Annotated in this window: 21 protein-coding genes; all 21 read right to left on the bottom strand. The window is 60.7% G+C overall.

Translation table 11 applies throughout. The features are described from left to right. Positions 1–2 precede the first annotated feature (2 nt). The gene (gene nuoM, locus HX801_RS29420) at positions 3–1,535 is read right to left on the bottom strand and encodes an NADH-quinone oxidoreductase subunit M (protein WP_003219558.1); all 1,533 of its coding nucleotides are present in this window, start codon (positions 1,533–1,535) and stop codon (positions 3–5) included. A 49-nt stretch (positions 1,536–1,584) separates the two neighbouring features. After that, complete coding sequence (gene nuoL / locus HX801_RS29415; protein ID WP_003219559.1) at positions 1,585–3,438, bottom strand: NADH-quinone oxidoreductase subunit L; 1,854 nt, start codon at positions 3,436–3,438, stop codon at positions 1,585–1,587. Next, positions 3,435–3,743 carry an NADH-quinone oxidoreductase subunit NuoK gene (gene nuoK / locus HX801_RS29410; RefSeq protein ID WP_003219560.1) on the bottom strand — a complete coding sequence of 103 codons (309 nt, stop codon included), beginning with the start codon at positions 3,741–3,743 and terminating at the stop codon, positions 3,435–3,437. The genes nuoL and nuoK overlap by 4 nt, the downstream gene beginning before the upstream one ends. 2 nt (positions 3,744–3,745) lie before the next feature. Beyond that, a complete protein-coding gene (gene nuoJ, locus HX801_RS29405; protein WP_017476146.1) occupies positions 3,746–4,249 on the bottom strand; it encodes an NADH-quinone oxidoreductase subunit J in 504 nt (167 codons plus the stop codon). A gap of 9 nt (positions 4,250–4,258) precedes the next feature. Next, the gene (nuoI, locus tag HX801_RS29400; protein ID WP_003174725.1) at positions 4,259–4,807 is read right to left on the bottom strand and encodes an NADH-quinone oxidoreductase subunit NuoI; all 549 of its coding nucleotides are present in this window, start codon (positions 4,805–4,807) and stop codon (positions 4,259–4,261) included. An 11-nt stretch (positions 4,808–4,818) separates the two neighbouring features. Next, complete coding sequence (nuoH, locus tag HX801_RS29395; RefSeq protein WP_003219563.1) at positions 4,819–5,826, bottom strand: NADH-quinone oxidoreductase subunit NuoH; 1,008 nt, start codon at positions 5,824–5,826, stop codon at positions 4,819–4,821. Beyond that, positions 5,823–8,537 carry an NADH-quinone oxidoreductase subunit NuoG gene (gene nuoG, locus HX801_RS29390; protein WP_102369437.1) on the bottom strand — a complete coding sequence of 905 codons (2,715 nt, stop codon included), beginning with the start codon at positions 8,535–8,537 and terminating at the stop codon, positions 5,823–5,825. Before nuoG ends, nuoH begins: the two co-directional genes overlap by 4 nt. 135 nt (positions 8,538–8,672) lie before the next feature. After that, entirely contained in the window at positions 8,673–10,028 is a 1,356-nt protein-coding gene (gene nuoF / locus HX801_RS29385; RefSeq protein WP_003219566.1) for an NADH-quinone oxidoreductase subunit NuoF, read from the bottom strand. Beyond that, the gene (gene nuoE / locus HX801_RS29380; RefSeq protein ID WP_003219568.1) at positions 10,025–10,522 is read right to left on the bottom strand and encodes an NADH-quinone oxidoreductase subunit NuoE; all 498 of its coding nucleotides are present in this window, start codon (positions 10,520–10,522) and stop codon (positions 10,025–10,027) included. The genes nuoF and nuoE overlap by 4 nt, the downstream gene beginning before the upstream one ends. Positions 10,523–10,524: 2 nt before the next feature. Further along, complete coding sequence (gene nuoC / locus HX801_RS29375; protein ID WP_003219570.1) at positions 10,525–12,309, bottom strand: NADH-quinone oxidoreductase subunit C/D; 1,785 nt, start codon at positions 12,307–12,309, stop codon at positions 10,525–10,527. A gap of 72 nt (positions 12,310–12,381) precedes the next feature. After that, complete coding sequence (locus HX801_RS29370) at positions 12,382–13,056, bottom strand: NADH-quinone oxidoreductase subunit B family protein (RefSeq protein WP_003219572.1); 675 nt, start codon at positions 13,054–13,056, stop codon at positions 12,382–12,384. A 10-nt stretch (positions 13,057–13,066) separates the two neighbouring features. Continuing rightward, entirely contained in the window at positions 13,067–13,480 is a 414-nt protein-coding gene (locus tag HX801_RS29365; RefSeq protein ID WP_003219575.1) for an NADH-quinone oxidoreductase subunit A, read from the bottom strand. Positions 13,481–14,138: 658 nt separating this feature from the next. Further along, on the bottom strand, positions 14,139–15,464 hold the full coding sequence (aceA, locus tag HX801_RS29360) for an isocitrate lyase (protein WP_003219577.1): 1,326 nt from the start codon (positions 15,462–15,464) through the stop codon (positions 14,139–14,141). A gap of 493 nt (positions 15,465–15,957) precedes the next feature. Continuing rightward, positions 15,958–16,695 (bottom strand): secretin N-terminal domain-containing protein, encoded by a 738-nt coding sequence (locus HX801_RS29355; RefSeq protein WP_177023236.1) that lies wholly within the window; start codon positions 16,693–16,695, stop codon positions 15,958–15,960. Positions 16,696–16,934: 239 nt separating this feature from the next. Next, complete coding sequence (locus HX801_RS29350; RefSeq protein ID WP_003219580.1) at positions 16,935–17,357, bottom strand: GNAT family N-acetyltransferase; 423 nt, start codon at positions 17,355–17,357, stop codon at positions 16,935–16,937. Beyond that, the gene (locus HX801_RS29345; protein ID WP_003219582.1) at positions 17,350–18,516 is read right to left on the bottom strand and encodes a cupin domain-containing protein; all 1,167 of its coding nucleotides are present in this window, start codon (positions 18,514–18,516) and stop codon (positions 17,350–17,352) included. The genes HX801_RS29350 and HX801_RS29345 overlap by 8 nt, the downstream gene beginning before the upstream one ends. A gap of 84 nt (positions 18,517–18,600) precedes the next feature. Then, positions 18,601–19,971 carry an adenylosuccinate lyase gene (purB, locus tag HX801_RS29340; RefSeq protein ID WP_003219584.1) on the bottom strand — a complete coding sequence of 457 codons (1,371 nt, stop codon included), beginning with the start codon at positions 19,969–19,971 and terminating at the stop codon, positions 18,601–18,603. A 124-nt stretch (positions 19,972–20,095) separates the two neighbouring features. Then, complete coding sequence (gene hflD, locus HX801_RS29335) at positions 20,096–20,719, bottom strand: high frequency lysogenization protein HflD (RefSeq protein WP_003219586.1); 624 nt, start codon at positions 20,717–20,719, stop codon at positions 20,096–20,098. Next, complete coding sequence (gene mnmA, locus HX801_RS29330; protein WP_177023235.1) at positions 20,716–21,840, bottom strand: tRNA 2-thiouridine(34) synthase MnmA; 1,125 nt, start codon at positions 21,838–21,840, stop codon at positions 20,716–20,718. Before mnmA ends, hflD begins: the two co-directional genes overlap by 4 nt. A 59-nt stretch (positions 21,841–21,899) precedes the next feature. Next, on the bottom strand, positions 21,900–22,346 hold the full coding sequence (locus HX801_RS29325) for an NUDIX hydrolase (RefSeq protein WP_008431568.1): 447 nt from the start codon (positions 22,344–22,346) through the stop codon (positions 21,900–21,902). A 228-nt stretch (positions 22,347–22,574) separates the two neighbouring features. Beyond that, on the bottom strand, positions 22,575–24,800 hold the full coding sequence (locus HX801_RS29320) for an NADP-dependent isocitrate dehydrogenase (protein ID WP_087693052.1): 2,226 nt from the start codon (positions 24,798–24,800) through the stop codon (positions 22,575–22,577). Positions 24,801–25,020: the final 220 nt, after the last annotated feature.

Genomic DNA, 25,020 nt, shown 5'->3' with positions numbered 1-25,020 from the left:
TCTTACCGGGCCGAAGCGAGTTGAGAGAAGGCGGTGCCGAACCACTGCTGCACGCCATGCATCGTTGCGGCAGAAGTATCCAGGAACGGTTGCGGGTACACGCCGATAAACACCAGCAGTACCGCAAGGCCGAGCACCATGATCAGTTCGCGACCGTCCATGCCGTGCAACACGGTGTCGGACTTGGCCGGACCGAAGTATGCGCGGTGGATCATGATCAGCGAGTAGACCGAACCGAACACCAGGCCAGACGTAGCGATCGCACTGACCCACGGCGTATGCACGAAGGCACCCATCAGGATCAGGAACTCGCCGATGAAGTTGCCGGTACCCGGCAAGCCCAGGGATGCGGCGGCGAAGAACAGGCTGATGGCCGGCAGGTAGGCGATACGTGACCACACGCCACCCATCTCACGCATGTCACGAGTGTGCAGGCGCTCGTACAGTTGGCCGCTGAGGATAAACAGTGCCGCAGCCGACACACCGTGAGCCAGCATCTGGATCACTGCGCCTTGCAGCGCCAGTTGGCTGCCGGAGTAGATGCCGATCAGTACGAAGCCCATGTGGGAAACGGACGAGAAGGCAATCAGACGCTTGATGTCGGTTTGGGCGAAGGCCAGGAACGCACCGTAGAAGATCCCGATCAGACCGAGGGTCATGGCGATCGGCGCGAACTCGGCCGAGGCATTCGGGAACAGCGGCAGGGCGAAACGCAGCAGGCCGTAGGCCGCCGTCTTCAACAGGATACCGGCCAGGTCTACGGAACCTGCAGTCGGCGCCTGTGCGTGAGCGTCAGGCAACCAGGAGTGGAATGGCACCACCGGCAGCTTCACCGCGAACGCGATGAAGAAGCCCAGCATCAGGATGTACTCGGTGGTCAGGGACATCTTGGTTTTCAACAGGTCGGCGTAGTTGAACGTGATCACGCCCGTGCTGTTGAAGTTGACCAGTACCAGGCCCAGGATCGCCACCAACATGATCAGGCCGGAAGCCTGGGTGAAGATGAAGAACTTGGTCGCCGCGTAGATCCGGGTTTTCTTGCCGTCCGAAGAACTGTGACCCCAGAGCGCGATGAGGAAGTACATCGGCACCAGCATCATTTCCCAGAAGAAGAAGAACATGAACAGGTCGAGGGCGAGGAACACGCCGACAACGCCGCCCAGGATCCACATCAGGTTCAGGTGGAAGAAGCCCACGTGACGCTGGATCTCTTTCCAGGAGCAGAGTACCGAGAGGATACCCAGCAGGCCGGTCAGCAGGATCATCAACAGCGACAGGCCGTCGAGGGCCAGGTGCACGTTGATGCCGAAGCGCTGGATCCACACGTGCTTGAATTCAAGCGCGAAGGTGGGATCGACACCCGGTGCCGGAGCAAATGAATAGTCACCGTGGGCCCACAGCCAGAGGCCGAGCGCGAGTTCCAGGGACATGGTCAGCAACGCAATCCAGCGGGGGAGGGTGGCGCCGAAGCGTTCACCCATCCAGCAGAGCAGGCCGCCGATAAAGGGGATCAGGATTAGCCAGGGCAGAATCATGACGGGCTCGTTTCCTTTCGCAAGTTCGCAAAGTTCGCAATGTGCATAGTCAGACCGCGACCACGATGATGGCGCCGATTACCAGGACGGCACCGGCCGCCATGGAAGCTGCATACCAGCGCAATTGGCCGGTCTCGCTGCGGCTCAGGGCGGTGTGACCGGCCTTGGCGGCACGCGGGATCAAACCGATGGTCTGGTCGAGCGGGTCTTTGCGCAGTACGTGGCTGATCGCAAGGTACGGCTTGACGAACAGTTTGTCGTAGATCCAGTCGAAGCCCCAGGCAGCGAACCACCAGGCCGAAAGGAAGCGGCCAATGCCACTGTTGGCGATGGCGGTGACGAAGCGGCGCTTGCCGAGGAACAGCAGGGCCGCCAGCAGGATACCCGCGATGGCGATGGCGCCCGAGGCGATTTCCAGGCTGTGCTTGGCTGCACCACCGGCATGGCCGGCGCTTTCCGGCAAAACACCGGCCAGTGGCGGGGTGATCATGGCGCCGACGAAGGTCGACAGGATGATCAGCACCGACAGTGGCAGCCAGTGGGAAATGCCATGGCCTGCGTGGGCTTCAGTCTTGGCTTCACCGTGGAACGTGATGAAGATCAGGCGGAAGGTGTACAGCGAGGTCATGAACGCACCTACCAGGCCGGCGTACAGCAGGCCGTGGTTACCGCTGGCAAAGGCTTCCCAGAGGATTTCGTCTTTCGAGTAGAAACCTGCGGTCACCAGTGGCAGGGCCGACAAGGCCGCGCCGCCGACGATGAAGCTGGCGTAGGCCAACGGCAGTTTCTTCCACAGGCCGCCCATCTTGAAGATGTTCTGCTCGTGGTGGCAGGCAACGATCACCGCACCGGAAGCAAGGAACAGCAGGGCCTTGAAGAAGGCGTGGGTCATCAGGTGGAAGATCGCGCCGTCCCAGGCGCCAACGCCCAGGGCCAGGAACATGTAGCCGATCTGGCTCATGGTCGAGTAGGCGAGGATACGCTTGATGTCGGTTTGAACCAGGGCAGCAAAACCTGCCAGTACCAGGGTCACGCCACCCACCAGGCCCACGAGGTGCAGAATCTCCGGCGCCAGGGTGAACAGGCCGTGGGTACGGGCAATCAGGTAGACACCGGCGGTTACCATGGTCGCGGCGTGGATCAGTGCCGAAACCGGGGTAGGGCCGGCCATCGCATCCGCCAGCCAGGTTTGCAGCGGCAGTTGTGCGGATTTACCGACAGCGCCACCCAGCAGCATCAGGGTCGCCAGGGTGATCCAGAAGTCGCCGACCTGGAATTTCTGCGGTGCCAGCACCAGCAGTTCCTGGATGTTCAGCGTGCCCACCTGTTGGAACAGGATGAACAGGCCGATGGCCATGAACACGTCACCGATCCGGGTCACGATAAAGGCTTTGAGTGCGGCGTTACCGTTGTTGCGGTTGCTGTAGTAGAAACCGATCAACAGGTACGAGCACAGGCCCACGCCTTCCCAGCCGAAGTACAGGAACAACAGGTTATCGCCCAGCACCAGGAACAGCATGCTGGCGATAAACAGGTTGGTGTAGGCGAAGAAGCGCGAGTAACCGGCTTCACCGCGCATGTACCAGGACGCGAACAGGTGGATCAGGAAGCCCACACCCACCACCACGCCGAGCATGGTGATCGACAAGCCGTCGACGTAGAGGGCGAAGTTGGGCTTGAAGCCCTCCACCGACATCCACTGCCACAACACCAGGGTGTAGTGACCGCCTTCAGGCGGTGCGACGTTGAATTGCCAGATGACGTAGGCGGCGACAATCGCCGACAGGCCAATGGAACCCACACCGACCAGGGCCGAGAGGTTTTCCGACCAGCGTCCACGGGAGAACGACAGCAGCAGGAAACCGATCAGGGGAAATACGAAAGTCAGAAAGATCATGTTCATCCGCGCATCTCACTGGCAGCGTCGATATCAAGCGTGTGGAAGCGACGATACAGTTGCAGCAGGATCGCCAGGCCAATACTGGCCTCGGCGGCTGCCAGGCTGATCACCAGGATGAACATCACTTGTCCATCCGGCTGGCCCCAACGGCTACCGGCCACGATGAACGCGAGTGCCGCGGCGTTCATCATGATTTCCAGGCTCATCAACACGAACAGAATGTTGCGGCGAACCATCAGGCCGACCAGGCCAAGGCAGAACAGGATGCCGGCGACCGCCAGACCATGCTCCAAAGGGATAGCAGGCATCGTCATTGCTCCTTGGCTTCGTTGCGGCCCAAGTGGAAGGCGGTGATGGCTGCAGCGAGCAGCAGCATCGAAGCCAGTTCGACCACCAGCAGGTACGGGCCGAACAGGCTGATGCCCACGGCTTTCGCGTCTACGGTGGTGTGGCCGATGGCCTGGCCGCTCTGGTGAGCGAACAGCACATACAGCAGTTCAGCCAGCAGCAGGGCTGCCAGGATCACCGGGCCGAGCCAGATGCCGGGCTTGAGCCAGACGCGTTCCTGGGCGACAGACGCCGGCCCCAGGTTGAGCATCATCACCACAAACACGAACAGCACCATGATGGCGCCGGCGTAGGCGATCACTTCCAGCACACCGGCGAACGGTGCGCCGAGGCTGAAGAAGGTCATGGCCACGGCGATCAGCGAAATGATCAGGTAGAGCAGGGCGTGCACGGGGTTAGTGTTGGTGATCACGCGAAGCGTGGACACCACTGCAATACCCGATGCGAAATAGAAAGCGAATTCCATCTTTCTTCCTTAAGGCAGCAAGCTCTTCACGTTGATCGGCTCGGCTTCGTTTTGTGCGGCGCCTTTCGGCTTACCGGCAACGGCCATACCTGCAACACGATAGAAGTTGTAATCAGGGTTTTTACCGGGACCAGAGATCAGCAGATCTTCTTTCTCGTACACCAGGTCCTGACGTTTGAACTCGGCCATCTCGAAATCCGGTGTCAGCTGGATCGCGGTGGTCGGGCAAGCTTCCTCGCAGAGGCCGCAGAAAATGCAGCGCGAGAAGTTGATGCGGAAGAAGTCCGGGTACCAGCGACCGTCTTCGGTTTCAGCTTTCTGCAGCGAGATGCAACCCACCGGGCACGCCACGGCGCACAGGTTGCAGGCCACGCAGCGCTCTTCGCCGTCGGGGTCGCGGGTCAGGACAATGCGGCCGCGATAACGCGGCGGCAGGTACACCGCTTCTTCCGGGTATTGCAGGGTGTCGCGTTTGCGAAAGCCGTGACCGAACACCATCACCAGGCTTCGCAACTGGGTACCGGTACCCTTAACGATGTCGCCAATATATTTGAACATGGGTCAAATCCTCACTGAACCGCGCCCGCTGGCGTGTTCAACAACACAACGGCAGCAGTCACCAGCAAATTGATCAGGGTCAGCGGCAGGCAGAATCGCCAGCTGAAATCCATCACCTGGTCATACCGTGGACGCGGGATGGAAGCGCGCAGCAGGATGAACAGCATGATGAAGAACGCGGTCTTCAGGAAGAACCAGAAGAACGCCAGCTGCGGCAGGATGCCGAACGGACCGTGCCAGCCGCCGAAGAACAGCGTGACCAGCAGGGCCGAGATCAAGATGATGCCGATGTATTCACCAACGAAGAACATGCCCCATTTCATGCCGGCGTATTCAATGTGGTAACCGTCGGCCAGTTCCTGTTCCGCTTCCGGCTGGTCGAACGGGTGACGGTGAGTCACGGCGACGCCAGCGATGAAGAACGTACAGAAGCCGAAGAACTGCGGAATGATGAACCACAGGTTCTGCGCCTGGTACTCGACGATGTCGCGCATGTTGAACGAGCCCACCTGCACCACGATGCCCATCAGCGCGAGGCCCATGAACACTTCGTAGGAGACGGTCTGGGCCGAGGCCCGCAAGCTGCCCAGCAGGGCGAACTTGTTGTTGCTCGACCAACCGGCGAACAACACCGCGTAGACCGACAGGCCGGCCATGGCGAAGAAGAACAGCAAGCCGATGTTCAGGTCCGCCACGCCCCAGGTCGGGGTGATCGGGATGATTGCGAAGGCAATCAGCAAGGCGCTCATGGCCACGACCGGTGCCAGGGTGAAGATCACCTTGTCGGCAAACGGCGGGGTCCAGTCTTCCTTGAAGAACATTTTCAGCATGTCGGCGGCGATCTGGAACATACCAAACGGGCCAACGCGGTTCGGACCGTAACGGTCCTGCCACCAGCCCAGCAGGCGACGTTCGACGAAGCTGAGCAGGGCGCCCGCCACGACCACGGCCAACAGGATCACGATGGCCTTGACCACCGCGATGATCACGTCGATCACTTCAGGGGTGAACCAGGTCATTGAGCTGCCTCCTGCAGACCGTCAACGGTAAGGCCGAAGATCGCCGGAGGAATCCCCGCGAGGCCTTTTGGCAATGCAACCAGGCCAGCACCCAACTCTTCGTCGATGCGCAGCGGCAGACGCAGGGTCTTGCCGGCGACGTTCACGCTGAGCAGGGCACCGTCGTTGACGCCCAGGCGGTCGGCTTCGGACTTGGCTACGGACACGTAGGCGGCTGGAATGCGCTCTTGTACCGGCGCGGCTTTGGAAGAAGTCTCTTCGCTGCCGAACAGGTGGAAGAACGGCACAACCTGCCAGGTACCCTGGGCCGGGTTGAACGGACGCGGAACGCTGGCGAACCAGTTCAGCGAGTCACCGGTGCTTTCGATCAGGCGGGTGCCCGGGTCGCCGGCACGAATGTGGCCACCGACTTCGTCCTGGAACTTGTTCCAGGCCTGCGGCGAGTTCCAGCCCGGCGACCAGGCGAAAGGCACCTGCTGACGTGGCTCGACCGAACCCGAGTAACCTTCCATGGAGAAGGCAAACGCGGTGTCGTTGTCTTGCGGTGTACGTGGCTCATGCACGCTGATGTCAGCCCGCATGGCGGTACGACCGGAGTAACGCAACGGTTCACGGGCGAGTTTCATGCCCTTGATGCGGAACGCGGCGGACGGTGCAGCGTCGACGATGCGTGCCAGTTGCGGTGCAGCGGCAGCGGCGGCAGCGGTCACGTGGTCGAGCTGGGTCCAGTCGATCGGCTGGTTCAGCAGGGTGGCGCGCAGGGCATGCAGCCAGCGCCAGCCTTCGTGAACCAGGATGCTGGCGTCCATGTACTTCGGATCGAACACCTGGAAGAAGCGCTGGGCGCGGCCTTCCTGGCTGACCAGGGTACCGTCGCCTTCAGCAAAGCTGGCGGCGGGCAGTACCAGGTGGGCACGGTCGCTGGTGGCGGTTTTCTGGTGGTCGGCAACGATCACCACTTTGGCCGCGTTCAGCGCTGCGTCGACCTTGGCCGAATCAGTGCGGGTGTACAGGTCGTTTTCCAGTACCACGATCGCATCGGCGCTGCCGTCGGTCACGGCTTGCAGGGCGGCGTCCAGGGACTCGCCACCGAGCATGGCCAGGCCGAGGCTGTTGGCCTCTGGCACGATCAGGCTGATGGAACCGTTCTTCTCGCGCAGCTTCAAGGCTTTGGCGATGTTGGCCGCGGCTTCGATCAGCGCCTTGGAACCCAGCGAGGTGCCGGCGATGATCAATGGACGCTTGGCGGCCAGCAGGGCGTCGGCGATGCGCTTGGCCAGTTCAGCGGCTTCAGCGTCCAGGCCTTCTACGGCAGGCGCGCTGGCGTCGAGGGCGTGGGCCACGGCGAAACCGATGCGGGCCAGGTCGTCAGGCGCGGCGTGTACGCATTCTTCTGCGATGTCGTCGAGCTTGGTGGCGGTCAGGCTGGCGATAAACAGCGGGTTCAGCGCGTGCTGGCCGATGTTTTTCACCGCAGCGTCGAGCCATGGCTGGACGCGCATGGCGTCGGCCATGTCTTCGGCCTTGCCTTTTACCGACTGGCGCAGGGACAGGGCGACACGGGCAGCGGTCTGGGTCAGGTCTTCACCGAGGACGAAGATCGCGTCATGGTCTTCGATGTCGCGCATGTTCGGAACCGGCAGCGGGCTGTCGTTCAAGACTTGCAGCACCAGGCGGATGCGCTCCAGTTCACCGGCTTCGATACCCGAGTAGAAGTGCTCGGCACCCACCAGTTCGCGCAACGCGTAGTTGCTTTCGAGGCTGGCGCGGGGCGAACCGATACCGACGATGTTGCGACCGCGCAGCAGGTCAGCGGCTTTATCCAGTGCTTCGTCGAGGCTCAGCTTGGCGCCGTCGGCCAGCAGTGGCTGACGCGGGCGGTCTTCGCGGTTGACGTAGCCGTAGCCGAAACGGCCACGGTCGCACAGGAAGTACTGGTTGACCGAACCGTTGAAGCGGTTTTCGATCCGACGCAGTTCGCCGTAGCGTTCGCCCGGGGAGATGTTGCAACCGCTGGAGCAGCCATGGCAGATGCTCGGCGAGAACTGCATGTCCCACTTGCGGTTGTAGCGCTCGGAGTGAGTCTTGTCGGTGAACACACCGGTCGGGCAGACCTCGGTGAGGTTGCCGGAGAATTCACTTTCGAGGGTGCCGTCTTCAACGCGACCGAAGTACACGTTGTCGTGGGCGCCAAACACACCGAGGTCGGTACCGCCGGCGTAGTCCTTATAGAAGCGCACGCAGCGGTAGCAAGCGATGCAGCGGTTCATCTCGTGGGAGATGAACGGGCCCAGTTGCTGGTTCTGGTGAGTACGCTTGGTGAAGCGATACCGGCGCTCGTTGTGGCCGGTCATCACGGTCATGTCTTGCAGGTGGCAGTGGCCGCCTTCCTCACACACAGGGCAGTCGTGCGGGTGGTTGGTCATCAGCCATTCGACGACGCTGGCGCGAAACACTTTCGCTTCTTCGTCTTCGATGGAGATCCAGCTGCCGTCGGTGGCAGGGGTCATGCAGGACATCACGATACGACCACGGGTGTCGTTCTCGTCGGTGTACTGCTTGACCGCGCACTGGCGGCAAGCGCCAACGCTGCCAAGGGCGGGGTGCCAGCAGAAATATGGAATGTCGAGGCCTAGCGACAGACACGCCTGTAACAGGTTGTCTGCCCCATCGACTTCGAGCTCTTTGCCGTCTACGTGGATAGTGGCCATGGTTCAAAGTTCTTCGTTGGCCCGGTGTCAGCGGGCGTGGCTAATGGAATCTTGTTATTCATGTGCATCAACACAGCCTTGAAGGCGTCAGCACATGAGAAAGCGAAGGGCACGGACCCTTCGCCTTTTTAAGCGTTACGCGCCGACTACGATCGGCCTTGCCAGAGGCGGGACGGCGGCGCTGGTAGGCGCGATGCCGGCTTCGAACTCCGAGCGGAAGTATTTGATCGCGCTGCCCAATGGCTCCACGGCGCCCGGTGCGTGAGCACAGAAGGTCTTGCCTGGGCCGAGGAAACCGACCAGACCCAGCAGGGTCTCGATGTCGCCCTCGCGGCCTTCGCCGTTTTCCAGGGCCATCAGCAGCTTGACGCTCCATGGCAAACCGTCGCGGCACGGGGTGCAGAAGCCACAGGATTCGCGGGAGAAGAACTGCTCCATGTTGCGCAGCAACGACACCATGTTCACGGTGTTGTCCACGGCCATGGCCAGGCCGGTACCCATACGGGTGCCCACCTTGCCGATGCCGCCGGCGTACATTTGAGCGTCCAGGTGTTCTGGCAACAGGAAGCCGGTACCGGCGCCGCCTGGCTGCCAGGCCTTGAGGGTGTAGCCATCGCGCATGCCGCCGGCGTAGTCCTCGAACAGCTCGCGTGCGGTCACGCCGAAAGGCAGTTCCCACAGGCCCGGGTTCTTGACCTTGCCGGAGAAGCCCATGAGCTTGGTGCCCATGTCTTCGCTGCCTTCGCGGGCCAACGATTTGTACCACTCCACGCCGTCGCCGATGATTGCCGGCACGTTGCACAGGGTTTCAACGTTGTTCACGCAGGTCGGCTTGCCCCACACGCCCACGGCGGCAGGGAAGGGCGGCTTGGAACGCGGGTTGGCGCGGCGGCCTTCGAGGGAGTTGATCAGTGCGGTTTCTTCACCGCAGATATAACGCCCGGCGCCGGTGTGCACGAACAGTTCGAAGTCGAAACCCGAACCAAGGATGTTCTTGCCCAAGAGGCCAGCGGCCTTGGCTTCTTCCACGGCACGGTTCAGGTGCTTGGCGGCGGTGGTGTATTCGCCACGCAGGAAGATGTAGCCACGGTAGGTTTTCAGCGCGCGGGCACTGATCAGCATGCCTTCGATCAGCAGATGGGGCAGTTGCTCCATCAGCATGCGGTCTTTCCAGGTGTTCGGCTCCATTTCATCCGCGTTGCACAGCAGGTAGCGGATGTTGATGGATTCGTCTTTCGGCATCAGGCCCCACTTGACACCCGTGGGGAAGCCTGCACCGCCGCGGCCCTTAAGGCCTGCGTCTTTCACGGTCTGGACGATGTCGTCCTGGGCCATGTCGGCAAAGGCTTTGCGCGCGGCCGCGTAACCGTTCTTGGCCTGGTACTCGTCAAGCCATACAGGCTCGCCGTCGTCACGCAGGCGCCAGGTCAGCGGGTGAGTCTCGGCCGACCGCTTGATGCGGTTGGCAGGACCGAAGGAAGTCAGGGTCATGGGTAGCCCTCGAGCAATTGGGTGACGCCAGCAGGCTGCACGTCGCCGAATGTGTCGTCGTCGATCATCAACGCCGGCGCCTTGTCACAGTTGCCCAGGCAGCACACCGGCAGCAGCGTGAAGCGCCCGTCCGGAGTGGTTTGGCCCAGGCCGATGCCCAGCTTGCTCTGGATCTCGCTGACCACGGACTCGTGGCCACCGATGTAGCAGACCATGCTGTCGCACACGCGAATGATGTGGCGGCCGACCGGCTGGCGGAAGATCTGGCTGTAGAACGTCGCCACGCCTTCAACGTCGCTGGCGGGGATGCCGAGGATCTCGCCGATGGCGTAGAGGGCGCCGTCCGGCACCCAGCCACGTTCCTTCTGGACGATCTTCAAGGCTTCGATCGAAGCCGCGCGCGGGTCTTCGTAGTGATGCAGCTCGTGCTCGATGGCCGAGCGCTCGGTTTCACTCAAGGTGAAACGGTCTGTCTGGATAAGCGTGCTATTCATGCTTAGCGGTCCACGTCGGCCATAACGAAATCGATACTACCCAGGTACGCAATCAAGTCCGCGACCATTTCACCTTTGATCACCGAAGGGATCTGCTGCAGGTGCGGGAAGCTTGGCGTACGAATCCGGGTGCGGTAGCTCATGGTGCCGCCATCGCTCGTCAGGTAATAACTGTTGATACCCTTGGTCGCTTCGATCATCTGGAAGGACTCGTTGGCCGGCATTACCGGGCCCCACGAAACTTGCAGGAAGTGCGTGATCAGGGTTTCGATGTGTTGCAGCGTGCGCTCTTTCGGCGGCGGCGTGGTCAGCGGGTGATCCGCCTTGTACGGGCCTTCCGGCATGTTGCGCATGCACTGTTCGATGATCTTCAGGCTCTGGCGCATTTCTTCGACGCGCACGATGCAGCGGTCGTAGGCATCGCCGTTGGCCGCCAGCGGCACTTCGAATTCGAAGTTCTGGTAGCCGGAGTACGGGCGTGCTTTACGCAGGTCGAAATCGCAACCGGTGGAACGCAGGCCAGCACCGGTGACGCCCCATTCCAGGGCCTCTTTGGTGTTGTACTGGGCGACGCCGATGGTCCGGCCCTTGAGGATGCTGTTGTCCAGGGCGGCTTTCTGGTATTCGTCCAGACGCTTGGGCATCCAGTCGATGAATTCCTTGACCAGGCGTTCCCAGCCACGCGGCAGGTCGTGGGCGACGCCGCCGATGCGGTACCAGGCCGGGTGCAGGCGGAAACCGGTGATGGCTTCGATGACCTTGTACGCACGCTGACGGTCGGTGAAGGTGAAGAACACCGGGGTCATGGCGCCGACGTCCTGGATATAGGTACCCAGGAACAGCAGGTGGCTGGTGATCCGGAAGAACTCGGCCATCATGATGCGGATGGTGTCGACCTTGTCCGGCACCTTGATGCCGGCCAGCTTCTCGACCGAGAGCACGTACGGCAGGTTGTTCATCACGCCGCCGAGGTAGTCGATACGGTCGGTGTACGGGATGAAGCTGTGCCACGACTGACGCTCGGCCATCTTCTCGGCACCACGGTGGTGGTAGCCGATGTCCGGTACGCAGTCGACGATTTCTTCGCCGTCCAGTTGCAGGATGATGCGGAAGGCACCGTGAGCCGAAGGGTGGTTCGGGCCCAGGTTGAGGAACATGTAGTCCTCGTTGGTGCCGGAGCGCTTCATGCCCCAGTCTTCCGGACGGAAGCGCGCAGCCTCTTCTTCAAGCTGTTGCTTGGCGAGGGTCAGGCTGAATGGATCGAATTCGGTGGCGCGGGCAGGGAAGTCCTTGCGCAGCGGGTGACCTTCCCAGGTCGGCGGCATCATGATGCGCGACAGGTGCGGGTGGCCCGGGAAATCGATGCCGAACATGTCCCACACTTCACGCTCGTACCAGTTGGCGTTGGGCCAGATACCGGTCACGGTCGGAACGCTCAGGTCGCTCTCGGAGAGGGCCACCTTGATCATCACGTCGCTGTTACGTTCAAGCGACATCAAGTGGTAGAACACGGTGAAGTCGGCGCCGCTCGGCAGCCCCTGGCGCTTGGTGCGCAGGCGCTCGTCCACGCCATGCAGGTCATAGAGCATGACGTACGGCTTGGGCAGGTTGCGCAGGAAGCTCAGGACTTCGACGAGCCTGGCACGCGCCACCCACAGCACCGGCATGCCGGTGCGTGTGGCCTGGGCGGTGAAGGCGTCAGGGCCAAAACGGTTGTTGAGTTCGACGACCACATCCTGGTCGTCTGCCTTATAAGGCGGGATGTACAGAGCACTGCCTGTAGTCATGGTTTTTTATCGCTTTCGGTCAACGTAAAGAATGAAGCCAGGTTTTCGTTCTATAAAAGAAGCGGTTCTGGATCAGACTTCGTCGGGGCTGCGCAGGTTGGTTACCTGAATACGCTGTTCGCGGCGCTGTTCCTTTTGTGACGGCATCTCGGCGCGGTATACGCCTTGATCTCCGACAACCCAGGAAAGTGGGCGACGCTCCTTGCCAATCGATTCCTGCAACAGCATCAAGCCTTGCAGAAATGCTTCAGGGCGGGGCGGGCAGCCAGGCACGTAGACGTCCACGGGCAGGAACTTGTCCACCCCCTGAACCACGGAGTAGATGTCGTACATGCCACCGGAGTTGGCGCACGAACCCATGGAGATAACCCACTTTGGCTCGAGCATTTGCTCGTAGAGACGCTGAATGATCGGCGCCATCTTGATAAAGCAGGTACCGGCGATAACCATGAAATCCGCCTGACGCGGCGATGCCCGGATAACTTCGGCGCCAAAGCGCGCGATGTCGTGGGGCGCCGTGAAGGCGGTGGTCATTTCCACGTAGCAGCAGGACAGACCGAAGTTGTACGGCCACAGGGAGTTCTTACGTCCCCAGTTGACCGCGCCACTCAGCACGTCTTCCAGCTTGCCCATGTAGATGTTTTTGTGGACTTGGTCTTCTAACGGGTCGGAAACGGTTTCCCGTTCGCCGATTGGGTACTGCTCGTTAGGAGCATCCGGGTCGATCCTGGTGAGATTGTATTGCATCGCCAAAGCCTCATTGTTTCAGCTTCGCTTGCCGCTTGCGACGAGCTTCCGGAGCCCAGTCAAGGGCGCCCACTCGAAATAGGTAGACAAGGCCTGCCAACAGAATTGCTATGAAAACGAGGGCTTCGACGAATCCGGTCCAGCCGCTTTCGCGGACGGACACAGACCAGGCAAAGAGAAAAAGGGCTTCGATGTCGAAGATCACGAAGAGCATCGCGACCAGATAGAATTTGGCTGAGAGCCGCAAGCGGGCGCCACCTGTAGGTAGCATGCCGGACTCGAACGGTTCGTTTTTGCTGCGGCCCCAGGCTTTTGACCCGAGGAGGCTGGAGACGCCGAGCATGAAGGCGCAAAGGCCGACTACACCGAGGAGGAAAATGGCAAAGCCCCAGTTGTGGGCCATGAGTCCTGTCGCTTCGGTCATGCTGGAAATCCTTAACAGAGAGCAAAGGTCTCTGAGCTCGAAAAAGTAACGATGCAGTGACGATATGTCGCAGCGCAATCAATCGCGGTGATTTTATGGCTAAACACCGGGCAAGTAAAATTCCTATAGCGAAATTATTCGATGGAATAAGCACATAGTGCACCTTCTTGGGGCTGTAGCCCTTGTGCTGCGGGCATTAGCGGGCTTTTCACGAATTGTGTTTTGTTTAACCGGTAAAGAAGTTTTCATGCTCTAAATGATAATGAATATTGTTTGCGTGGGGTTTAAGCGAATGTTTCTCGTGTGGCGGGGGAAGTTGCCGTTACTTGCTAGATTGTCGCTTAGTTGCTGACGGAGATCTTTTAACCGATCTGGTTGATGCAGATACCGCTCTAGATCAATGTTTTGCACAAATTTTCAGAATGCACACATTCCCCTTGTGGGAGCGGGCTTGCTCGCGAATGCAGTGGGTCAGCCAATGAATCTGTTGACTGATACACCGCATTCGCGAGCAAGCCCGCTCCCACATTTTGATCTGTGTTGTGTCAGGCAGGGTTTCATCAGTGCAAAAAAAACGCCCCGAACCAGTCGGGGCGTCAGATCGTGCGGCACTGCGGTTAGGTCTTCCGTGGGGCCGCAGTGGCCGTGTACTCAGTACTTAGTGGAACTGCTCTTCTTCGGTCGAACCGGTCAGCGCAGTCACGGACGAGGTGCCGCCCTGGATCACGGTGGTCATGTCGTCGAAGTAGCCGGTGCCCACTTCCTGCTGGTGCGCCACAAAGGTGTAACCCTTGGCAGCATCAGCGAACTCTTGTTCCTGCAGCTTCACGTAGGCAGTCATGTCGTTGCGGGCGTAGTCGTGCGCCAGGTTGAACATGCTGTGCCACATGTTGTGAATGCCGGCCAGGGTGATGAATTGGTGCTTGTAGCCCATGGCAGACAGTTCACGCTGGAACTTGGCGATGGTCGCGTCGTCCAGGTTCTTCTTCCAGTTGAAGGAAGGCGAGCAGTTGTAGGACAGCAGTTGATCCGGGTATTCCTTCTTGATGGCTTCGGCAAAGCGGCGAGCTTCGTCCAGGTCCGGCTTGGCAGTTTCGCACCAGATCAGGTCGGCGTACGGCGCGTAGGCCAGGCCACGAGCGATCGCCTGGTCGAGACCGGCGCGCACTTTATAGAAACCTTCCTGGGTACGTTCGCCAGTCACGAACGGCTGGTCGTACGGGTCGCAATCCGAGGTCAGCAAATCAGCCGCGTTGGCATCGGTACGGGCCAGGATGATGGTCGGAGTGCCAGCAACGTCAGCAGCCAGACGAGCAGCCGTCAGCTTTTGAACAGCTTCCTGGGTTGGAACCAGTACCTTGCCGCCCATGTGGCCGCATTTCTTCACCGAAGCCAGCTGGTCTTCGAAGTGAACGCCGGCAGCGCCTGCCTCGATCATGCTCTTCATCAGCTCGTAGGCGTTCAGTACGCCACCGAAACCGGCTTCAGCGTCTGCAACGATCGGCGCGAAGTAGTCGATGTAGCCTTCATCGCCCGGGCCTTTACCGGCTTTCCACTGGATCTGGTCGGCACGGCGGAACGAGTTGTTGATGCGCTTGACCACGGTTGGCACGGAGTCCACCGGGTACAGCGATTGGTCGGGGTACATGGATTCAGCGGAGTTGTTGTCCGCTGCCACTTGCCAGCCAGACAGGTAGATCGCCTGGATACCGGCTTTGACCTGTTGAACCGCTTGGCCGCCAGTCAGGGCGCCCATGCAGTTGACGAAATCTTTTTCGGGACGGAAGGACGGCTTGGCACCCTGGGTGACCAGCTTCCACAGCTTCTCGGCGCCGAGTTTTGCAAAGGTGTGCTCAGGTTGAACCGAGCCACGCAGGCGGACGACGTCAGCAGCGGAATAAGCGCGGGTCACGCCTTTCCAGCGTGGGTTTTCAGCCCAGTCTTTTTCAAGGGCTGCAATTTGCTGTTCGCGTGTCAGTGCCATGGGGAAAAACCTCGTCGCATAGGTCTAGGTGGAAAATTCCATTTGCCAGCCACGTATCAGTGCGTGGTTATGGCTGCTCGCTGACCAGAAGCTTAGGCGGTCAAGTCAGGCTCGGCGGGGAAGGCGACGGGATGAACGAGTGGCTCAAGGGGGAGTTGAGCAGGTAAGGGCGAACTGCGAACAGTCTTCGGGCGTCGTGGGCCTTTGTACGATCCATCAGTGTGTTGCCGGGTTACCTGGTTAGCTTCCGTCCCTCGGGACAACTTCGTTCCAGTCGCAACCTCGTCAAACACACCTTGTGGGCGGTACAGACACGAATCGGCTCAGGTGGGTGGCTTTGAGCGACGATCCGAAGGCCCTTGCCAGGGCCCCTGATTAGCGGGAGCGAGGCCATCATGCCCATGCTTTTTTGGATCGTCAAATGTTTTGTAGTGCTTTTTTTCAAGCACTACATCTTTAGTCTAATACGACTCGCCAGTCAGTTTTTGGTGCTTCAGTTCAGCGTGTCGACTTTGACCCGCAATGTCAGGTCATCGCGCCCTTGAGTAGAGTAGCTGCGGGTTGTAGTGCTTTTGTCGGCCTGGGTCTGGCGGTTGATCCCGGCCAGGGTGATCCACTCGCCCAGGCGTCCGCTGACAGTTGTGTCGGTACTTTGCACGTTCACTACATCGGGACGTTCCTGGCTCATGCGGTCACGATTGGTACTGATGCTCAGGTGAACGGTCTCGCCGGTGACGCTGGCCGTCACGTAGAAGCCCTGGGTTACGTTGCGATACTGGGTCTGGTTCTGCGGGCGGCCGTAGGCATCGGGCTGGGTGGTGGTGAGGGGCACGCTCTGGCCGATCTGGATCAGCGCGGGCACGCCTTCGCTGGCCTGGATCTGCTGGATCCCGCCGTCACGGCTCTCGGTGCTGTAGGTGATGACCTGTGTTTGATTGTTGCCGTTGCTCTGCTGGTTGTTTTCGTTGGTGTCGACGGTGATCAACAGGCGTTTGGAAGGCGTATCCAGTTGCGCGAGCAGGGCGCGCAGGCCCTGGATCTTGTCGGGCTCGGCATTCACGATCAGTTGGTTGCCGTAGGCGCTGACGGTGCCGTCCTTGCCGATAAAGTTCTGCGCCACCGGCAGCAGGTCGGCGCTGGTGCGGTTGCTCAGGGGCACGACTTCGGTGGCGGCCATCACCGAGAAACTGGTGGCCAGGAGCAACAGGGTGAGCAGGGTGCGTAGGGACATGTCCGTTATCTCTGCGAGTCATTTAGGCTAGATATTGCCAGTTTGTCGGCCTGGCGGGGTGCAAGTTGAATCCTGGACGGCAAAAGGCCCTGGCATCGGGGGATGGCAGGGCCTTTTGAGGTGTTGCTGATGGCGCCTTCGCGAGCAAGCCCGCTCCCACATTTGACCTCATTCCAAAGGATGTACTGGATCGAATGTGGGAGCTGGCTTGCCTGCGAAGGGCGCGGCGCGGTCTCGGATCAGCCCTCGCGCACCATATCAACGTGAGGAATCCCGACTTCCAGGAACTCATCGCTGACGATCTTGAAGCCCAGGCGCTCATAAAACGGCGCCGCATGGACCTGTGCACTGAGGATCTGCCGGGTCTGGCCGCGTTTCTCGGCCACGCCGATCACCGCTTCCATCAGCTTGTCGCCGACCTTCAGGCCGCGCCAGTCCTTGAGAACCGACACGCGGCCGATCTCGCCGGTAGGCAGCAGGCGTGCAGTACCGATGGGAAAGTCGCCTTCGAACGCCAGGAAATGCACGGCACTCGCGTCGTCTGCATCCCATTCCAGCTCCGGTGGAACCGATTGTTCAGCGATAAATACCGCTTCACGAATGCGCCGTATCTCGGCGATATCCTTTTGCCAGTCCGCGACACTTACGTGAATCTTATTCATCGGCAAACCCCAGGCTCCCTTGCTTGACCAGTTCCCACAGCAGGGCGCAGCCATCTTCATCCGCCAGCCATGGGCCGAGGTTGTCGATGTGCAGGGCGTCGGCGGCGCACACCAGCTTCAGCAGTTCCCGCAGCTTGCCCGGCAACAGGCGGCTCTGGCCGCTGGCGAACAGCAGCAGGTCGTCGTCGACTTCGGACCAGGCCAGGCGGGCGCTCGGGTTGCGGATCAGCACGGCGCCGTTTTCCAGGCTGCCCAGCAGGTCTTCTTCTTCCACTTCCGGGCCGGCGACCAGTTCCGGGTAGCGCGGCTCGGTCATGAACTGGCCGAACCAGGTCAGCAGCATGCGCTCGTCGCTCATGTGCTCGGCCAACAGGCTTTTCAGGCGGTCGAGGGCGTCGCCCTGGATCTGGTGCGGGTCGCTGACCGGCTGGGCATCGGCGTCGGTGTAGCGCTCTTCGTCAGTCAGGTACTGGCTGAGGAAGTCGGTGAAGTGGGTCAGCACTTCAGCGGCGCTCGGGGCGCGGAAGCCTACGGAGTAGGTCATGCAATCATCCACGGCCACGCCGCAGTGGGCCAGGCGGGGCGGCAGGTAGAGCATGTCGCCCGGTTCCAGCACCCATTCGGCGGTCTCTTCGAATTCAGCGAGGATGCGCAGGTCCGCGTGTTGCAGCAGGGGGCTTTCGGAGTTGCACATCTGGCCGATCTTCCAGTTGCGCTTGCCGGAACCTTGCAGCAGGAACACGTCGTAGTTGTCGAAGTGCGGGCCCACGCTGCCACCCGGGGCGGCGTAGCTGATCATCACATCGTCAATGCGCCAGCTTGGCAGGAAGCGGAAGTTTTCCAGCAGTTCGGCCACTTCCGGCACGAACTGGTCGACCGCCTGCACCAGCAGGGTCCACTCGCGCTCGGGCAGGGTGCTGAAGGCATCTTCGGCGAACGGGCCGCGGCGCAACTCCCACGGGCGTTCGCCGTGTTCGATGATCAGGCGCGACTCGACTTCTTCTTCCAGCGCCAGGCCGGCCAGTTCGTCGGCGTCGATCGGGCTTTCGAAGTCAGGGATGGCCTGGCGGATCAGCAGGGGTTTTTTCTGCCAGTAGTCGCGCAGGAATTCCCGTGCCGTGATGCCGCCCAGAAGTTGAAGAGGAATGTCAGGATTCATGTGTAACCTATTGAAAAAAAGCACTTTTCAGACGGGAATAAAAACGCCCGGCGCTGCCGGGCGTCTCAAAGGGTCAAGCTTCTATCAGATGCGTTTGGCTTGAGCCACAGCGTTGCCGATGTAGTTGGCCGGGGTGAGCAGTTTCAGCTCGGCTTTGGCGGCGGCTGGCATATCCAGGCCGTCAATGAAAGTTTGCAGCGCTTCGGAGGTGATGCCCTTGCCGCGGGTCAGCTCTTTGAGCTTCTCGTACGGGTTTTCGATGTTGTAGCGGCGCATCACGGTCTGGATCGGCTCGGCCAGCACTTCCCAGCAAGCGTCCAGGTCAGCGGCGATCTTCTGCTCGTTGAGCTCCAGTTTGCTGATGCCTTTGAGGCTGGCTTCGTACGCGATCACGCTGTGGGCGAAGCCCACGCCGAGGTTGCGCAGTACGGTGGAGTCGGTCAGGTCGCGCTGCCAGCGGGAGATTGGCAACTTGCTGGCCAGGTGCTGGAACAGGGCGTTGGCGATCCCGAGGTTGCCTTCGGAGTTTTCGAAGTCGATCGGGTTGACCTTGTGCGGCATGGTCGACGAACCGATTTCGCCGGCAATGGTGCGCTGCTTGAAGTAGCCCAGGGAGATGTAGCCCCAGATATCGCGATCGAAGTCGATCAGGATGGTGTTGAAGCGCGCAATCGCGTCGAACAGCTCGGCGATGTAGTCGTGGGGTTCGATTTGCGTGGTGTACGGGTTGAAACCCAGGCCCAGTTCGTCTTCGATGAAGGCGCGGGCGTTTTCTTCCCAGTCGATCTCAGGATAGGCTGACAGGTGGGCGTTGTAGTTGCCTACGGCGCCGTTGATCTTGCCCAGCAGCGGTACGGCCGCGACTTGAGCGATCTGGCGCTCCAGGCGGTACACCACGTTGGCCAGTTCTTTACCCAGGGTGGTCGGCGAAGCCGGCTGGCCGTGGGTGCGCGACAGCATCGGAACGTCGGCGAAACGGATCGCCAGTTCGCGGATGGCGTCGGCAGTCTGGCGCATCAGTGGCAGCATCACGTCATCACGGCCTTCGCGCAGCATCAGGGCGTGGGACAGGTTGTTGATGTCCTCGCTGGTGCAGGCAAAGTGGATGAACTCGCTGACTTTGGCCAGTTCCGGCAGCTTGGCCGCTTGCTCTTTGAGCAGGTATTCGATGGCTTTAACGTCGTGGTTGGTGGTGCGCTCGATCTCTTTGACACGCTCGGCGTGCTCCAGAGCGAAGTTTTCCGCCAGGGCGTTCAGCACAGCGTTGGCTTCGGCGGAGAACGCCGGCACTTCGCTGATGCCAGGGTGAGCGGCCAGGCGCTGGAGCCAGCGCACTTCAACCAGAACACGAGCACGGATCAAGCCGTATTCGCTGAAAATAGGGCGCAGGGCCTGGGTTTTGCCGGCGTAGCGGCCGTCAACAGGGGAAACCGCAGTGAGCGAAGAAAGCTGCATGGGGTGTTCTCGGACAGTCGGGCAACGAAATGGGGCGCGTATCATACATGAAAAAATCCGCCGGTCCGTTGCCAACTGACCGGCGTATTACGCGTGGGGCTATAAAAAAATCGGTTGCTGCGACTTATTCGTTGCGCATCAACGGGTAAAGCTCTTTCAGCAATTTGCGTCGGCTGACCACCAACTGCCAGCGATGACCGCCCAATTGGCGCCATAACCGCGCCGAACGAATACCGGCCAACAGCAGGGCGCGGATTTTCGAGGCGTTGTTTGGTTGTTGCAGGTTGCGCATATCGCCGTGCACCTGGATCCGCTGGCGCAAGGTGCTCAGGGTGTCCTGGTACAGGGCGCCACAGGCTGCGATCACGTTTTCGTGGGCCGGGCCAAAATGCTCGACCTGGGACTGGATCTGCGGCAGGCGCTTGCCGATGGTGTCCAGCAGGTCGTCGCGCTTGGCCAATTGACGCTCCAGGCCGAGCATCGACAGGGCGTAGCGCAGCGGCTCGCGCTGCAAGGTGCTTGGGTCGCGCTCGAGGGCACCGACCAGTGCGCGATAACCTTCGCGCAGGGCCAGGTCGTCGCCGCCGTACACTTCCAGGGTGTCCTTCGGGTCGCGGATCAGCAGGCTGCCGAGCATGCAGGTCAGGCCTGCCTCGGTGACCTGGCCGGTCTTGGCGATCTTGTCCACCAGCACCGCGGCGAGAAACACGCCGCCCAGTGCCGTCAGTTGCTCCTGGGTCGGGCTCATGCCTGGCTGCTCCAGGGTTCGGCAACTTCGATCACACCGCCCCCCAGGCAAATCTCTCCGTCATAGAACACTACCGATTGGCCCGGCGTTACGGCGCGCTGCGGGTCGTCGAAGGTGGTGCGATAGCCGGTGGCGGTTTTTTCCAGGGTGCAGGGCTGGTCGCTCTGGCGATAGCGCACTTTGGCCGTCAGGCGGCGCGGGCTGCTGAGGTCCACCGGGTTGACCCAGTAGATGTCCGAGGCCAGCAGGGCGCGGGAGAACAGCCATGGGTGGTCATTGCCCTGGCCCACGATCAGCTCGTTGTGCTCCAGGTCCTTGACCAGCACGTACCACGGCTCTTCGCCGGCGTCTTTCAGGCCGCCGATGCCCAGGCCCTGGCGCTGGCCGATGGTGTGGTACATCAAGCCGTGGTGACGGCCGATGATCTCGCCTTCGGTGGTCTTGATCTCGCCCGGTTGCGCCGGCAGGTACTGTTTGAGGAAGTCGCTGAAACGGCGCTCGCCGATAAAGCAGATCCCGGTGGAATCCTTCTTCTTGGCGGTGGTCAGGCCGTGTTTCTCGGCAATGGCGCGCACTTCGGGTTTTTCCAGCTCGCCCACCGGGAACAGGGTCTTGGCGATCTGTTCGCCGCCGACGGCGTGCAGGAAGTAGCTCTGGTCCTTGTTGGCGTCCAGGCCCTTGAGCAGTTCGGTGCGGCCATCGATGTCGCGACGGCGCACGTAGTGGCCAGTAGCAATCAGATCGGCACCGAGGATCATCGCGTAGTCGAGGAACGCCTTGAACTTGATCTCGCGGTTACACAGGATGTCCGGGTTCGGCGTGCGACCGGCCTTGTATTCGGCCAGGAAGTGCTCGAACACGTTGTCCCAGTACTCGGCGGCGAAGTTGGCGGTGTGCAGCTTGATGCCGATTTTGTCGCAGACGGCCTGGGCATCCGCCAAGTCGTCCATGGCGGTGCAATATTCCGTTCCATCGTCTTCTTCCCAGTTCTTCATGAACAGGCCTTCCACCTCATAACCCTGCTCCATGAGCAGAACGGCGGAAACGGAAGAATCCACGCCGCCGGACATACCGACGATGACGCGCTTCTTTTGTGTGTCAGAAGGGGCTGGATCACGCATAGGATTTCAACGGGAGTCTTTAAAAAGGACGCGATTCTAGCAGGCTCGCGTCTGCAAGGCTAAAGAGAAGGGCGGATCAATTCGAGGCTGTGGCGCTGGCCGGCCAGATAATCGTCGATGCAGCGGATAATCAGCTCGCTGCGCCAGTCTTCGCGCAGGGCCATCAATTCGTCACGGGTCAGCCAGCGGGCGCGCAGAATACCGTCGTCCAGTGGGTAGTCCGGGTGGTGTTGCAGGGCCTTGGCGATGAAGCATACGCGCTGATAGGTCACGCCATTGCTGGGAGCGGTGTACAGGTAAATCCCGACAATCCCGGTGGCTTCGACGTCCCAGCCGGTCTCTTCGAGGGTTTCGCGCACGGCGGCCTCGGTCAGGGTTTCGTTCGGGTCGAGGTGGCCGGCGGGCTGGTTGAGCACGGCGCGGCCGCCCTTGAGTTCTTCGACCATCAGGAAGCGGCCGTTGTCTTCGACGATGGTGGCGACGGTGATGTGGGGGAGCCAGGTCATAAAGTGCCTCGATTCAAGGTGTAACGCTGTCTTCAGGCGCGATTGCATTCAGTGTGGGAGCGGGCTTGCTCGCGAATACGGCGTGTCAGTTAAAGAGGTATTGACTGATCCACCGCATTCGCGAGCAAGCCCGCTCCCACATTTTGATTGGGTTTCTTCAATAAAAGCGCCATGTCCAGAAACAGAAACCCCGGCACAGGGCCGGGGCTTCTTTGCATCCTTACAACCTTACACCAGCGCAGCGATTGCCGCGTTGAGGGTGGCGCTTGGGCGCATGGCCTTGCTGGTCAGCTCGGCGTTCGGTGCGTAGTAGCCACCGATGTCCACTGGCTTGCCCTGGACAGCGTTGAGCTCGGCAACGATGGTTGCCTCATTCGCGGTCAGGGTCTTGGCCAGTTCGCCAAACTGCGCTTGCAATGCAGTGTCTTCGGTCTGGGCCGCCAGGGCTTGAGCCCAGTACAGCGCCAGGTAGAAGTGGCTGCCGCGGTTGTCGATGTTGCCGACTTTACGCGATGGCGACTTGTTGTTGTCGAGGAACTGGCCGGTGGCCTGGTCCAGGGTCTTGGACAGTACCAGGGCTTTCGGGTTGTTGTACGTCACACCCAAATGCTCGAGGGATGCGGCCAGGGCGAGGAACTCGCCCAGGGAATCCCAGCGCAGGAAGTTCTCTTCAACCAGTTGCTGCACATGCTTCGGAGCCGAGCCGCCAGCGCCGGTTTCGAACAGGCCGCCACCGTTCATCAGCGGCACGATCGACAGCATCTTGGCGCTGGTGCCCAGTTCCATGATCGGGAACAGGTCGGTCAGGTAGTCGCGCAGAACGTTGCCGGTCACCGAGATGGTGTCCAGGCCCTTGCGGGTGCGTTCCAGGGTGAACTTCATCGCGTCGACCGGCGACATGATGCGGATGTCCAGGCCTTCGGTGTTGTGGTCTTTCAGGTAAGCCTGAACTTTCTCGACCACGACGCCGTCGTGCGCGCGCTGTGGGTCCAGCCAGAAGATGGCCGGGGTGTTGCTGGCGCGGGCGCGGTTGACGGCCAGTTTGACCCAGTCCTGGATCGGCGCGTCTTTGGTCTGGCACATGCGGAAGATGTCGCCGGCTTCAACAGCCTGTTCCATCAGCAGGTTGCCCTTGCTGTCGGTGACGCGGACTACGCCGTCAGCCTTGATCTGGAAGGTCTTGTCGTGGGAGCCGTACTCTTCGGCTTTTTTCGCCATCAGGCCAACGTTTGGCACGCTGCCCATGGTGGTTGGGTCGAAGGCGCCATTGGCCTTGCAGTCTTCGATCACTGCCTGGTAGATAGTGGCGTAGCAGCGATCCGGGATCACCGCCTTGGTGTCGTGCAGCTGGCCGTCGGTGCCCCACATCTTGCCGGAGTCACGGATCATGGCAGGCATCGATGCGTCGACGATGACGTCGCTCGGCACGTGCAGGTTGGTGATGCCTTTGTCGGAGTTGACCATCGCCAGGGAAGGGCGAGCAGCGTATACCGCCTGGATGTCGGCTTCGATCTGCGCTTGCTGATCGGCCGGCAGGGCCTTGATGCGAGCGTACAGGTCGCCGATGCCGTTGTTCAGGTTGAAGCCGATCTGCTCCAGCACCACAGCGTGCTTGGCCAGTGCGTCTTTATAGAACTCGGCAACGATCTGGCCGAACATGATCGGGTCGGAAACCTTCATCATGGTGGCTTTCAGGTGAACCGACAGCAGCACGCCTTGTTTCTTGGCGTCTTCGATTTCAGCGGCGATGAAGCTGCGCAGGGCTTTCTTGCTCAGCACGGCGGTGTCGATGATCTCGCCAGCTTGTACGCTGGTTTTTTCCTTCAGGACGGTAGCAGTACCGTCCTTGGCGATCAGTTCGATCTTGACGGCATCAGCGCCTTCGATCTGAACGGCTTTCTCGCTGCCGTAGAAGTCGCCGTTGCTCATGTGGGCAACGTGGGACTTGGAGTCGGCAGCCCAGGCACCCATTTTGTGCGGGTGCTTGCGAGCGTAGTTCTTGACCGACAGCGGGGCGCGGCGGTCGGAGTTGCCTTCGCGCAGTACCGGGTTCACGGCGCTGCCCTTGACCTTGTCGTAACGTGCACGGGTTTCTTTTTCCGCGTCGGTGGTTACGGTTTCCGGGTAGTCCGGCAGGGCGTAGCCCTGGGCCTGCAGTTCCTTGATCGCAGCTTGCAGCTGAGGGGTCGAGGCACTGATGTTCGGCAGCTTGATGATGTTGGCTTCAGGGGTAACGGCCAGGTCGCCCAGTTCGGCGAGGTGGTCCGGCACGGCCTTGGCGCCCAGTTGCTCGGGGAAGCTTGCGAGGATGCGCGCGGCCAGGGAAATGTCGCGGGTTTCCACGGCAATATCAGCGGAAGCGGTGAAGGCCTCTACGATAGGCAGCAGTGAATAGGTGGCGAGGGCTGGGGCTTCGTCGGTGAAGGTGTAGATGATCTTCGAGCGGGTGGGCATATTCGGATTAACTCTCTTCTTTGCTGAAAGCATGCGCAGAAACTCGAGATGCGCCGGGTAAAGCGCGTTCGTTCAAAGTCATCCATGAGCGAAATGTCGAAGTTTCTTCGCGGTGATGTTGGGTTGCATCAGTCGAGCGTCAAGCGGGTGAGCTACTGTAGTAGCTCGGCTTTTCTGGCGGAGGGCGTCTGTCTAGAGCGGTCGGCCGTCGTGACTCTTT

It is taken from the genome of Pseudomonas sp. G1002 (genome assembly GCF_013385455.1).
Taxonomy (GTDB): Bacteria; Pseudomonadota; Gammaproteobacteria; order Pseudomonadales; family Pseudomonadaceae; genus Aquipseudomonas.
This window is presented reverse-complemented; position numbering and strand designations above follow the sequence as displayed.